General features: G+C 57.3%; 12 protein-coding genes and 2 tRNA genes. 13 read left to right on the top strand and 1 reads right to left on the bottom strand.

All coding sequences use genetic code 11. The features are described from left to right. Nucleotides 1-241 precede the first annotated feature (241 nt). From carA to CKW13_RS00410, 4 genes are all read left to right on the top strand, one after another. A complete protein-coding gene (gene carA / locus CKW13_RS00395) occupies nucleotides 242-1,378 on the top strand; it encodes a glutamine-hydrolyzing carbamoyl-phosphate synthase small subunit (RefSeq protein WP_095105878.1) in 1,137 nt (378 codons plus the stop codon). 135 nt (nucleotides 1,379-1,513) lie between these two features. Continuing rightward, nucleotides 1,514-4,735, top strand: a complete 3,222-nt coding sequence (gene carB / locus CKW13_RS00400; protein WP_095105880.1) for a carbamoyl-phosphate synthase large subunit — start codon at nucleotides 1,514-1,516, stop codon at nucleotides 4,733-4,735. A gap of 2 nt (nucleotides 4,736-4,737) precedes the next feature. Beyond that, on the top strand, nucleotides 4,738-5,214 hold the full coding sequence (gene greA / locus CKW13_RS00405; protein WP_095106997.1) for a transcription elongation factor GreA: 477 nt from the start codon (nucleotides 4,738-4,740) through the stop codon (nucleotides 5,212-5,214). Between the two features lie 28 nt (nucleotides 5,215-5,242). Then, entirely contained in the window at nucleotides 5,243-5,647 is a 405-nt protein-coding gene (locus CKW13_RS00410; protein ID WP_095105882.1) for an MFS transporter, read from the top strand. 7 nt (nucleotides 5,648-5,654) lie between these two features. Here the strand turns inward: CKW13_RS00410 and CKW13_RS00415 are convergent, their stop codons facing one another. Continuing rightward, nucleotides 5,655-5,963 carry a YhbY family RNA-binding protein gene (locus CKW13_RS00415; protein WP_095105884.1) on the bottom strand — a complete coding sequence of 103 codons (309 nt, stop codon included), beginning with the start codon at nucleotides 5,961-5,963 and terminating at the stop codon, nucleotides 5,655-5,657. Nucleotides 5,964-6,069: 106 nt separating this feature from the next. Between CKW13_RS00415 and rlmE the strand changes: the two genes are divergently transcribed. From rlmE to rimP, 9 genes are all read left to right on the top strand, one after another. Then, complete coding sequence (rlmE, locus tag CKW13_RS00420) at nucleotides 6,070-6,720, top strand: 23S rRNA (uridine(2552)-2'-O)-methyltransferase RlmE (RefSeq protein WP_095105886.1); 651 nt, start codon at nucleotides 6,070-6,072, stop codon at nucleotides 6,718-6,720. Nucleotides 6,721-6,911: 191 nt separating this feature from the next. Continuing rightward, nucleotides 6,912-8,822 carry an ATP-dependent zinc metalloprotease FtsH gene (gene ftsH, locus CKW13_RS00425; RefSeq protein WP_095105888.1) on the top strand — a complete coding sequence of 637 codons (1,911 nt, stop codon included), beginning with the start codon at nucleotides 6,912-6,914 and terminating at the stop codon, nucleotides 8,820-8,822. Between the two features lie 8 nt (nucleotides 8,823-8,830). Next, nucleotides 8,831-9,682, top strand: coding sequence for a dihydropteroate synthase (folP, locus tag CKW13_RS00430; RefSeq protein ID WP_095105890.1), 852 nt, complete (start codon nucleotides 8,831-8,833; stop codon nucleotides 9,680-9,682). A 16-nt stretch (nucleotides 9,683-9,698) separates the two neighbouring features. Beyond that, nucleotides 9,699-11,036: a phosphoglucosamine mutase gene (gene glmM, locus CKW13_RS00435; protein WP_095105892.1), complete on the top strand. Its 1,338-nt coding sequence runs from the start codon at nucleotides 9,699-9,701 to the stop codon at nucleotides 11,034-11,036. Nucleotides 11,037-11,102: 66 nt separating this feature from the next. Continuing rightward, entirely contained in the window at nucleotides 11,103-11,858 is a 756-nt protein-coding gene (gene tpiA / locus CKW13_RS00440; RefSeq protein WP_095105894.1) for a triose-phosphate isomerase, read from the top strand. Nucleotides 11,859-11,862: 4 nt separating this feature from the next. Beyond that, on the top strand, nucleotides 11,863-12,246 hold the full coding sequence (secG, locus tag CKW13_RS00445; protein WP_095105896.1) for a preprotein translocase subunit SecG: 384 nt from the start codon (nucleotides 11,863-11,865) through the stop codon (nucleotides 12,244-12,246). 28 nt (nucleotides 12,247-12,274) lie between these two features. Beyond that, nucleotides 12,275-12,360: transfer RNA gene (locus CKW13_RS00450), tRNA-Leu, on the top strand. Between the two features lie 96 nt (nucleotides 12,361-12,456). Beyond that, nucleotides 12,457-12,533 (top strand) — tRNA-Met (locus CKW13_RS00455). A gap of 140 nt (nucleotides 12,534-12,673) precedes the next feature. Next, a complete protein-coding gene (rimP, locus tag CKW13_RS00460; RefSeq protein WP_176465021.1) occupies nucleotides 12,674-13,132 on the top strand; it encodes a ribosome maturation factor RimP in 459 nt (152 codons plus the stop codon). Nucleotides 13,133-13,143: the final 11 nt, after the last annotated feature.

Here is a 13,143-nt window from a genome sequence, read left to right on the forward strand (position 1 = left end):
CTCTACCTTTAGGCTTGGGCCCCGTTTTCAACCGCTAAGCGATGTTCTGTCGCATTCCTCTGCCTTTAAGGCTCTTTAGCGGTGGACCAAAAAGGCCTTTTTCTGTAAGCTACAGCTTTAGTGTGTCCACTAAAAGCGCGCAGAATAATTCAGTGAAAAAGCGGGGTGACGTGTCCATACGTCACTCCGCTTTTTTGCAACCTGCGATCGCCCTTTCAGGCTTTATTTACGGGAGGTCTTCTTGACTAAGCCAGCCATACTCGCCCTTGCTGATGGCAGCATTTTTCGCGGCGAAGCCATTGGAGCCGACGGTCAAACCGTTGGTGAGGTGGTGTTCAACACCGCAATGACCGGCTATCAGGAAATCCTTACCGATCCTTCCTATGCCCAACAGATCGTTACCCTGACCTACCCGCACATCGGCAACACGGGCACCACGCCTGAAGATGCCGAGTCGGATCGCGTCTGGTCGGCTGGCCTGGTGATCCGCGATTTGCCGCTGGTTGCGAGCAACTGGCGTAGCACGATGCCCCTGTCCGATTACCTGAAAGCCAACAACGTGGTGGCAATCGCCGGTATCGACACCCGCCGCCTGACCCGCATCCTGCGTGAGAAAGGCGCACAGAACGGCTGCATCATGGCCGGCGACAATATCAGTGAAGAAGCCGCCATCGCTGCGGCCCGGGGTTTCCCTGGTCTCAAGGGCATGGACCTGGCGAAAGTCGTCAGCACCACCAAGCAGTACGAGTGGCGCTCCACGGTCTGGGATCTGAAAACCGACAGCCACGCCACCATCGAGGCCTCCGAGTTGCCTTACCACGTTGTGGCCTACGACTACGGCGTCAAGGTGAACATCCTGCGCATGCTGGTCGAGCGCGGTTGCCGCGTGACCGTGGTACCGGCCCAAACCCCTGCGGCCGATGTGCTGGCGCTTAACCCGGATGGCGTGTTCCTGTCCAACGGCCCGGGTGATCCTGAGCCTTGCGACTACGCGATCACTGCGATCAAGGCTGTGCTGGAAACCGATATCCCGGTCTTCGGCATCTGCCTCGGCCACCAACTGCTGGCCCTGGCGTCTGGCGCCAAGACTCTGAAAATGGGCCATGGTCATCACGGTGCCAACCACCCGGTCCAGGACCTGGACACGGGCGTGGTGATGATTACCAGCCAGAACCACGGCTTCGCGGTGGATGAAACCACGCTGCCGGCCAATGTCCGGGCGATCCACAAGTCGTTGTTCGACGGCACCCTTCAAGGCATCGAGCGCACTGACAAGAGCGCGTTCAGCTTCCAGGGGCACCCTGAAGCCAGCCCGGGTCCGAATGATGTGGCGCCGTTGTTCGACCGCTTCATCAACGAAATGGCCAAGCGCCGCTAACGGCTGGCCTTGATGTAGCGAAGCGCCTGCGGGCGGCCCCGGTGCAACCGGCGGCCCCGGCAGGTTCTTCAAAGACTGTTTAAGGCGGTTCCTCCTTCGGGAATGCCGTCGGACCTGCGGATTGAGTGACAACCCATGCCAAAACGTACAGACATAAAAAGCATCCTGATTCTCGGTGCTGGCCCGATCGTTATCGGCCAGGCCTGTGAATTCGACTACTCCGGCGCCCAGGCCTGCAAGGCCCTGCGCGAAGAGGGTTACCGCGTCATCCTGGTGAACTCCAACCCGGCCACCATCATGACCGACCCGGACATGGCCGATGCCACCTACATTGAGCCGATCAAGTGGCAAACCGTCGCCAAGATCATCGAAAAGGAACGCCCGGACGCACTGCTGCCGACCATGGGCGGTCAGACTGCGTTGAACTGTGCCCTGGATCTGGAGCGCGAAGGCGTCCTGGCGAAGTTCGGTGTGGAAATGATCGGCGCCAATGCCGACACCATCGACAAGGCTGAAGACCGTTCGCGCTTTGACAAGGCCATGAAATCCATCGGCCTGGCCTGCCCGCGCTCCGGCATCGCCCACACCATGGAAGAGGCCAACGCGGTGCTGGAGAAGCTTGGCTTCCCGTGCATCATCCGTCCGTCCTTCACCATGGGCGGCACCGGCGGCGGCATCGCGTACAACCGCGAAGAGTTCGAAGAAATCTGCACCCGTGGCCTGGACCTGTCGCCCACCAAGGAACTGCTGATCGACGAATCGCTGATCGGTTGGAAAGAGTACGAAATGGAAGTTGTCCGCGATAAAAAGGACAACTGCATCATCGTCTGCTCAATCGAAAACTTCGATCCGATGGGCGTGCACACCGGTGACTCGATCACCGTGGCACCGGCCCAGACCCTGACGGACAAGGAATACCAGATCCTGCGTAACGCCTCCCTGGCGGTACTGCGCGAGATCGGCGTGGAAACCGGCGGCTCCAACGTCCAGTTCGGCATTTGCCCGACCACTGGCCGCATGGTCGTGATCGAGATGAACCCGCGGGTATCCCGCTCTTCGGCCCTGGCCTCCAAGGCCACTGGTTTCCCGATTGCCCGGGTCGCCGCCAAGCTGGCCATCGGCTACACCCTCGATGAGTTGCAGAACGAAATCACCGGCGGCAAGACTCCGGCGTCCTTCGAGCCGTCCATCGACTACGTCGTTACCAAGTTGCCGCGCTTTGCCTTCGAGAAATTCCCTAAGGCTGACGCTCGCCTGACCACGCAAATGAAGTCGGTGGGCGAAGTCATGGCCATCGGCCGGACCTTCCAGGAATCCCTGCAGAAAGCCCTGCGCGGCCTTGAAGTTGGCGTCTGTGGCCTCGATCCGAAGCTCGACCTGAGCAATCCGGAAAGCATGGCGGTGCTCAAGCGCGAACTGACCGTGCCGGGCGCCGAGCGTATCTGGTACGTGGCGGATGCCTTCCGTGCGGGTATGAGCGTCGAAGACATCTTCGCCATGAACATGATCGACCCTTGGTTCCTGGTGCAGATCGAAGATCTGATTAAGGACGAAGAGCGCGTCAAGACCCTGGGCCTGGCCAGCATCGACCGTGACACCATGTACCGCCTCAAGCGCAAGGGTTTCTCCGACATGCGCCTGGCCAAGCTGCTGGGTGTGACCGAGAAGAGCCTGCGCCGCCACCGCCACAAACTCGAGGTCTACCCGGTCTACAAGCGCGTTGACACCTGCGCGGCCGAGTTCGCCACTGACACCGCTTACATGTACTCCACCTACGAGGAGGAGTGCGAAGCCAACCCATCGACCCGTGACAAGATCATGATCCTCGGTGGCGGGCCGAACCGTATCGGCCAGGGTATCGAGTTCGACTACTGCTGTGTGCACGCGGCTCTGGCCCTGCGCCAGGACGGGTACGAGACCATCATGGTCAACTGCAACCCGGAAACCGTTTCCACCGACTACGACACGTCCGATCGCCTGTACTTTGAATCGGTCACCCTGGAAGACGTGCTGGAAATCGTCCGGGTCGAGAAGCCCAAGGGTGTGATCGTGCAATATGGCGGCCAGACGCCATTGAAATTGGCCCGTGCCCTGGAAGAAGCCGGCGTGCCGATTATCGGTACCAGCCCGGATGCCATCGACCGTGCCGAAGACCGCGAGCGTTTCCAGCAAATGGTTGAACGCCTGAACCTACGCCAGCCGCCGAATGCCACCGTGCGCAGCGAAGACGAAGCCATCCGTGCAGCCAGCAAGATCGGCTACCCGCTGGTGGTGCGTCCGTCCTACGTATTGGGCGGTCGGGCGATGGAAATCGTCTACGAAGAAGAAGAACTCAAGCGTTACCTGCGCGAAGCGGTACAAGTGTCCAACGACAGCCCGGTGCTGCTGGATCACTTCCTCAATTGCGCCATCGAAATGGACGTAGACGCTGTCTGCGACGGCACCGACGTGGTGATCGGCGCGATCATGCAGCACATCGAACAGGCGGGCGTTCACTCCGGTGACTCCGCCTGCTCGCTGCCTCCGTACTCGCTGCCCGCCCACATCCAGGACGAAATGCGCGAGCAGGTCAAGAAAATGGCCCTGGAACTAGGCGTTGTCGGCCTGATGAACGTGCAATTGGCGCTGCAGGGCGAAGACATCTACGTCATCGAAGTCAACCCGCGCGCCTCGCGTACCGTGCCGTTTGTGTCCAAGTGCATCGGTGTTTCCCTGGCCATGATCGCCGCTCGTGTGATGGCAGGTAAAACCCTGAAGGAAATCGGCTTCACCAAGGAAATCATTCCGAACTTCTACAGTGTGAAAGAGGCGGTGTTCCCATTCGCCAAATTCCCTGGAGTCGATCCGATCCTCGGCCCAGAGATGAAGTCCACCGGTGAAGTGATGGGCGTTGGCGATACCTTCGGCGAAGCCTTCGCCAAGGCCCAGATGGGCGCCAGTGAAGTGTTGCCCACTGGTGGTACTGCCTTCATCAGTGTGCGTGACGACGACAAGCCGCTGGTGGCGGGTGTGGCCCGTGACCTTATCAGCCTGGGCTTCGATGTAGTCGCTACCGCCGGTACTGCCAAGTTGATCGAGGCGGCCGGCCTGAAAGTGCGCCGCGTGAACAAGGTGACCGAAGGTCGTCCGCACGTGGTCGACATGATTAAGAACGACGAAGTGACCCTGATTATCAACACCACAGAAGGGCGTCAGTCGATTGCTGACTCCTATTCCATTCGTCGCAACGCTCTGCAGCACAAGATCTACTGCACCACCACCATTGCTGCTGGCGAAGCCATCTGCGAAGCGCTCAAGTTCGGTCCGGAAAAGACCGTGCGTCGCTTGCAGGATCTACACGCAGGATTGAAGGCATGAGCATAACCAAGTACCCCATGACTGTTCAGGGCGCTCGCGCCCTGGAAGAAGAGCACGCTCACCTGACCAAGGTCGTCCGTCCCAAGCTCAGCCAGGACATCGGTACGGCCCGCGAGTTGGGTGACCTGAAGGAAAACGCTGAGTACCACGCTGCCCGCGAGCAGCAGGGGATGGTCGAGGCGCGGATTCGTGACATCGAAGGTCGTATGCAGAATGCGGTCATCATCGACGTTACGACCATTCCTCACACCGGCAAGGTGATTTTCGGTACAACTGTCGAAATCGCCAACGTCGAGACTGACGAACGCGTCACCTACCAGATCGTTGGTGAAGATGAAGCGGACTTCAAGCTCGGCAAGATCTCTGTCGGATCGCCTCTGGCTCGGGCGTTGATCGCCAAGGAAGAGGGCGATGTAGTCGCTGTCAAAACACCCAGTGGTGTGATCGAGTACGAGATTGTCGAAGTTCGTCACATCTGAAGGCGGGCGCCTGCTCCAGGCCGGCGCCATGCTTTGGCAATTGACCCAGATGCTATGGGTCGGTGGCCTCTGGCTGCTTTATCTTGGCGTGCTGCCGGTGCTGGATCGAGTCGGCCTGGCACCGCTGCTGATAGATGAAATCTCACGTTCCCTGAGCACGCTGCTGGTTGGTTTTTCAGCGGCGTGCGTGTGTTTCCAGATTTTGGTGCTGACGCAAGTGCTGGGGCTGCCGGGCTTGTGGCGGGATGTTCGCGGGCAAATGCTGCTGGTCGCTGTTTATGCGAGCGTGATGTACTTCATTGTGCAGTTGATGCTGCCGGATGCATTGCGCTGGCAGTTATTGAACTATCTTGTGCTTGGCATCAGCGGGCTGGTACTGGTGATGCAACCCGTGCCTGGGTGGAGTGGCAGGGTGCGCGAAGCACACCCTTGACTCTTTTTTACTTGAAGCGATGCACGTTCGACAGCTGCTTGTTGGCGCTGAAGTTCTTGCGATAAATCAACGCCATCTTGCCGATGACCTGGACCAGGTCAGCCTTGCCGGCCTTGCAGAGTTCTGCAATGGCAGCCAGGCGCGCTTCGCGATCCAGGATGTTGAGTTTGATCTTGATTAACTCGTGATCGCCTAGGGCGCGTTCGAGTTCGGCTAACACACCTTCAGTCAAACCGTTGTCAGCCACAGTCAAAACTGGTTTCAGATGGTGGCCAATGGATTTGTACTGTTTCTTCTGCTCTTGAGTGAGCGGCATAATCTGACCCCTGCGTCTGATCTTGTAAAAAGCGGCGGCCAGTTTACCCGAGCGAGTCCGGGACCGCCCAGTTAATCACGACCCGATTTATTTTTAGAGGTGGCCCGTGGCCCGTTCCAAGACTAGCCATAACTGGCTGAAAGAGCATTTCAACGATCCCTACGTCAAAATGGCGCAAAAAGATGGATACCGTTCCCGCGCAAGCTACAAATTGCTGGAGATCCAGGAGCGAGACCGCTTGATCCGCCCAGGCATGACCGTTATTGATCTGGGGGCGGCGCCCGGCGGTTGGTCCCAGGTGACCAGTCGTCTGATTGGCGGTCAGGGCCGCTTGATCGCCTCCGACATCCTGGAAATGGACAGTATTCCCGATGTGACCTTCATTCAGGGCGACTTCACCGAAGATGCGGTGCTGGCGCAAATCCTGGAAGCGGTCGGAAATACGCAGGTAGACCTTGTGATTTCCGATATGGCCCCCAATATGAGTGGATTGGCTGCTGTAGATATGCCGCGTGCGATGTTCCTCTGCGAATTGGCATTGGACTTGGCGGGGCGGGTACTGCGTCCAGGTGGTGATTTTTTAATCAAGGTTTTCCAAGGTGAAGGCTTCGATCAATACCACAAGGACATCCGCAAACTGTTCGACAAGGTTCAGATGCGCAAGCCGATCTCATCGCGTGACCGTTCCCGCGAGCAGTATTTGCTGGGGCGCGGTTTTCGTGGGATAGAAGGCGCTGCCAGCGATGAGCGTCTTTGAGTGAGCCGATAGGTTTTTTTGTGTCGCTTTCGTCACGAAGCTTTACGAATATCTTGTAGTCAAAGTTTCACAAAGGGTTACAGACAGCGCCTGCCAGAGCTGTAGGTAATGTAGTAAGTTAGGCCGGTGAATATCATGCGAAGCGCGCGCCAGTAGCGGAGCTTGCTTCAGAGGGTAGTTAATTGAACGATATGGCAAAGAATCTGATCCTGTGGTTGATCATCGCAGCTGTCCTCGTGACGGTGATGAACAACTTCTCCAGTCCTAACGAGCCGCAAACCCTCAACTATTCCGACTTCATCCAGCAGGTCAAGGATGGCAAGGTCGAGCGCGTAGCGGTTGATGGCTACGTGATTACCGGCAAGCGCACCGATGGCGACAGCTTCAAGACCATCCGTCCGGCGATCCAAGACAATGGCCTGATTGGCGATCTGGTGGACAACCATGTAGTTGTCGAGGGCAAGCAGCCCGAACAGCAAAGTATCTGGACTCAACTTCTGGTCGCTAGCTTCCCGATCCTGGTGATAATCGCGGTCTTCATGTTTTTTATGCGGCAGATGCAGGGCGGGGCCGGTGGCAAGGGCGGGCCGATGAGTTTCGGCAAGAGTAAGGCGCGCCTACTATCTGAAGATCAGGTGAAAACCACCCTGGCCGACGTCGCAGGTTGCGACGAGGCCAAGGAAGAAGTCGGCGAACTGGTCGAGTTCCTTCGCGATCCAGGCAAGTTCCAGCGTTTGGGTGGCCGTATTCCTCGTGGCGTATTGATGGTCGGTCCGCCAGGTACCGGTAAAACCCTGCTGGCCAAGGCTATCGCTGGTGAAGCCAAGGTTCCATTCTTCACCATTTCCGGTTCCGATTTCGTCGAGATGTTCGTCGGTGTGGGCGCCAGCCGTGTTCGCGACATGTTTGAGCAGGCGAAAAAGCACGCACCGTGCATCATCTTCATCGACGAGATCGATGCCGTTGGTCGCCATCGTGGTGCGGGCATGGGCGGTGGTCATGATGAGCGTGAGCAGACGCTCAACCAGTTGCTGGTGGAAATGGATGGTTTCGAGATGAATGACGGCATCATCGTCATCGCCGCAACCAACCGCCCCGACGTGCTCGACCCGGCGCTGTTGCGTCCAGGCCGTTTCGACCGTCAGGTCGTGGTGGGCTTGCCCGATATTCGGGGGCGTGAGCAGATCCTCAAGGTTCACATGCGCAAGGTGCCGATGGGCGACGACGTTGCTCCTGCGGTAATTGCCCGCGGTACTCCTGGTTTTTCGGGTGCTGACCTGGCAAACCTGGTCAACGAAGCCTCGCTGTTCGCTGCTCGTACAGGCAAGCGTGTAGTTGAGATGAAAGAATTCGAGCTGGCCAAGGACAAGATCATGATGGGCGCAGAGCGCAAATCCATGGTCATGTCGGAGAAAGAGAAGCAGAACACCGCTTATCACGAGGCTGGTCACGCCATTGTCGGGCGCGTCGTGCCGGAGCACGATCCTGTCTACAAAGTTTCGATCATTCCTCGCGGCAGAGCCCTGGGCGTGACGATGTTTCTGCCGGAAGAGGATCGCTACAGCCTCTCCAAGCGTGCGCTCATCAGCCAGATCTGCTCGCTTTACGGTGGGCGTATTGCCGAAGAGATGACCTTGGGCTTTGACGGTGTGACGACAGGTGCGTCCAACGACATCATGCGTGCCAGCCAGATAGCGCGGAATATGGTTACCAAATGGGGTTTGTCCGAGAAGCTTGGCCCCTTGATGTACGCAGAAGAAGAGGGTGAAGTGTTCCTCGGTCGTGGCGGCGGTGGTCAGCATGCTAGCTTCTCCGGTGAAACCGCTAAGCTGATCGATTCCGAGGTGCGCAGCATCATCGATCAGTGCTATGGCACGGCTAAACAAATCCTCACGGATAACCGCGACAAGCTGGATGCGATGGCTGATGCCTTGATGAAGTACGAAACCATTGATGCCGAACAGATTGACGACATCATGGCGGGGCGCCCGCCACGCGAGCCTCGTGATTGGTCGGGTGGCGCCGGTACTTCGGGTACTCCGCCGGTTGTGCAGGATGAGCGTCCGGAAACACCTATTGGCGGCCCTGCTGCTGACGTTTAAGGCTTGAAATGACTTTTGTTCCCTCCTCCACCCGATTGCCTTGCGGCAATCGGGTTCTTGATTTGGCCCATACGCATGTTATGGGTATCCTTAATGTCACTCCTGACTCCTTTTCCGATGGCGGCAGATTCAGCCAGTTGGATGCAGCCTTGCGTCATGCGCGAGCGATGGTCGACGCTGGCGCCACGCTGATTGATGTAGGCGGAGAATCGACCCGTCCTGGTGCGCGGATGGTATCGCCTCTTGAGGAGTTGGAGCGCGTCGCGCCTATTGTCGAACTCATTCATCGTGAGCTAGATGTCATTATCTCGGTGGATACCTCCACGCCTGCGGTGATGCGTGAGGTTGCCCGTTTGGGGGCTGGGCTGATAAACGATGTTCGATCCCTGCGACGGGAGGGTGCTTTGGATGCAGCTGCGGCAACAGGGCTACCAGTGTGTTTGATGCATATGCTTGGTGAGCCGGGTGACATGCAGGACAACCCGCAGTACCGCGATATTGTTGGTGACGTCGGAGAGTTCCTGGTTGAGCGCGTTGCCCAATGCGCCGCTGTGGGAATCACGCCTGATCGCATCATTCTCGATCCGGGATTCGGGTTCGCTAAAAACCTGCAGCACAATCTAAGTCTTTTTAAACATATGGACGCCTTGCATGCTCTTGGTCGACCGCTGTTGGTCGGTGTTTCGCGCAAGAGCATGATAGGCCTGGCGTTGAATCGCCCCGTAGGAGAGCGCCTTCACGGCAGTCTCGCGCTCGCTGCATTGGCAATTGTGAAAGGTGCACGGATTTTGCGAGTTCATGATGTCGCCGAAACGGTCGATGTGGTGCGCATGCTCGCTGCGGTGGAATCGGCCGAATAGGAATGATGGAGCACTTATGACTAAAAAATATTTTGGGACCGACGGCATTCGTGGTCGTGTCGGCGTTTACCCGATCACACCGGATTTTATGCTCAAGCTCGGATGGGCCGCAGGTATGGCCTTCCGCAGCATGGGCGCTTGCAAAGTGCTTGTTGGTAAAGACACGCGAATCTCTGGCTACATGTTCGAGTCGGCTCTAGAGGCTGGCCTGACATCTGCCGGCGCCGATGTCATGTTGCTTGGCCCTATGCCTACGCCAGCCATTGCTTACCTCACGCGCACGTTTCAGGCTCAGGCCGGTATTGTCATCAGTGCGTCGCACAATCCCCATGATGACAACGGCATCAAGTTCTTCTCCGGGCAGGGGACCAAGCTGCCGGACGAAATCGAACTGATGATCGAAGAGTTGCTTGAGACGCCGATGACGGTGGTCGAGTCCAGCAAGATAGGCAAGGTTTCGCGGATCAACGATGCGTCGGGCCGCTACATCGAATTCTGTAAAAGCAGTGTGCCTACCAGTACGAGTTTCTCCGGGCTCAAGGTTGTACTTGATTGTGCCCATGGTGCGACCTACAAGGTTGCACCCAGTGTGTTCCGCGAGCTCGGCGCCGAGGTTACTGTGCTGTCCGCACAGCCCAATGGGCTGAACATCAATGACAATTGTGGCTCCACTCACATGGCCTCATTGCAGGCGGCAGTGTTGGCTGAGCATGCTGATCTTGGGATAGCTTTTGATGGTGACGGCGACCGGGTGCTCATGGTCGATCACACCGGAGCGATAGTTGATGGCGACGAACTTTTGTTCATCATCGCGCGCGATTTGCATGAGCGTAAGCAGCTGCAGGGCGGTGTGGTCGGTACGCTGATGAGCAATCTGGGGCTGGAGTTGGCCCTGGCTGATCTGGGCATTCCATTTGTTCGCGCCAATGTAGGTGATCGCTACGTCATTGCGGATCTGCTGGAGCGCAACTGGCAGGTTGGTGGTGAAAACTCCGGACATATCGTCTGCTTCCAGCACACTACGACGGGCGATGCGATCATCGCCGCGTTGCAGGTCTTGATGGCCTTGAAGCGGCGTAATGAAAGCCTTGCCCAGTCTCGTCAGGCGCTGCGCAAGTGCCCCCAGGTCTTACTGAACGTGCGCTTCTCGGGTGGGGTAAACCCGGTCGAGCATGATGCCGTCAAAGAGGCGTGCGCCCGTGTCACTGCTGCGATGGCTGGTCGTGGGCGCGTGTTGTTGCGTAAGTCGGGCACTGAGCCTTTGGTTCGTGTCATGGTCGAAGGTGATGACGAGGCTCAGGTTCGCGGCTATGCAGAGGAGCTGGCAAAACTGGTTGCTGAAGTTTCTGCCTGATTTCGGCTTGCCAGTGTTGAAAGGGTTGGGTAACATCTGCGCCCACTTTGACCGACGAGGTACAGCATGCGTCGCCCTATGGTAGCTGGTAACTGGAAGATGCACGGTACCCGCGCCAGCGTCGCTGAGCTGATAAATGGCCTTCGTCATCTGGCCTTGTCGAGCGGTGTTGATGTCGCGGTTTTCCCGCCTTGCTTGTATATCAACCAAGTGGTTGATGGCTTGAAAGGTAAGTCGATTTCAGTCGGCGCGCAGAACTCTGCGGTGGAACCGATGCAAGGTGCGTTGACGGGTGAGGTTGCGCCTAGTCAGTTGGTGGATGCAGGTTGTTCCCTTGTGCTTGTCGGGCACTCCGAGCGTCGTCAAATCATGGGCGAGCTTGATGGGGCACTGAATCGGAAATTCGCAGCGGCACAGGCTTGTGGCTTGACTCCGGTGTTGTGTGTAGGGGAAACCCTTGCGCAACGCGAAGCCGGGAAAACTCTTGAGGTTGTCGGGCGTCAGCTAGGCAGCATCATCGAGGAGCTGGGAGTCGGTGCCTTTGCCAAGGCAGTTATAGCTTACGAGCCGGTCTGGGCCATTGGTACCGGGCTGACTGCTTCGCCGCAACAAGCGCAGGATGTGCACGCAGCCATTCGCGCACAGTTGGCGGCAGAGAATTCTGAGGTCGCACGAGGTGTGCGGCTTCTATACGGCGGCAGCGTGAAGGCGGCCAATGCGGTCGAACTGTTCGGCATGCCGGATATCGATGGGGGGCTCATTGGTGGGGCTTCCCTGAATGCAGATGAGTTCGGTGCGATATGTCGCGCCGCGGGAAACTGAGAAAATGCTGGAAACAGTCGTAGTCGTTTTTCATCTGCTGGGTGCGTTGGGCGTAGTTGCTCTGGTATTGCTTCAGCAGGGCAAGGGTGCGGACGCTGGTGCGTCTTTCGGGGCAGGTGCTTCAAATACTGTCTTCGGAAGCCAAGGTTCCTCTACCTTTCTTAGTAAGTTTACTGCTATACTTGCCGCAGGTTTCTTCATAACCAGCTTGGGGTTAGGTTACTTTGCTAAAGAGAAAGCTCAAGAGCTGACTCAGGTAGGTTTGCCTAATCCAGCGGTGTTGGAAGTTCCAAAGCAAAAGCCGGCTTCTGATGATGTACCGGTGCTTCAAGAGCAAAAGTCGGCAACTGATGCGACTGACGTACCTCCAGCTCAAGAGCAAAAGTAAGAAGGGTTTCATGCAGTAACGTTGTATTGCCGAGGTGGTGGAATTGGTAGACACGCAACCTTGAGGTGGTTGTGCCCATAGGGTGTAGGGGTTCGAGTCCCCTTCTCGGTACCAATTATCAGGAGAGCCCGCTGTTGCGGGCTTTCTTGTAGGTGGAAGGTTACATTGACCCTGCAAGGGATCGGTCGTATACTTCCGCCCCAGCTTTGTCGCGGGGTGGAGCAGTCTGGTAGCTCGTCGGGCTCATAACCCGAAGGTCGTCGGTTCAAATCCGGCCCCCGCAACCAGTTTCAAGGGCCCCTTTTAAGGGGCTTTTTGTTAGCTGGACACTTTATAACGCCGCTATTCGACGGCGTTTCAGGGATGGGCGCTTCGCCCATTTTTTTTTATTTACACAGCATGCACAAACATGCACGAGGGGGTTCAGGTGTCGAGCAAGCTAGAACAGTTGCAGGCCTTGCTGGCCCCGGTGGTCGTGGCCCTTGGCTATGAATGCTGGGGTATTGAGTTTTCGGCTCAAGGTCGCCACTCACTGTTGCGCGTTTATATCGATAAAGAAGGCGGCGTTTTGGTGGATGACTGCGCCATTGTCAGCCGTCAGATCAGCGGTGTTCTGGACGTTGAAGATCCAATATCCGTTGAATACACCCTGGAAGTTTCTTCTCCTGGCATGGAACGCCCGCTGTTCACGCTTGAACAGTTTGCCCAGTTTGCCGGTGAGCAAGTGAAGATCAAATTGCGCTCTCCTTTCGAAGGTCGACGCAATTTTCAAGGCCTTCTGCGTGGTGTAGAGGATCAGGACGTCGTGGTGCAGGTTGAAGACCACGAGTTCCTGTTGCCGATCGATATGGTCGACAAGGCCAATATAATTCCCAGTTTTGACTGAGACGCGGATCC

It is taken from the genome of Pseudomonas sp. Irchel 3E20 (assembly GCF_900187645.1).
Taxonomy (GTDB): domain Bacteria; phylum Pseudomonadota; class Gammaproteobacteria; order Pseudomonadales; family Pseudomonadaceae; genus Aquipseudomonas.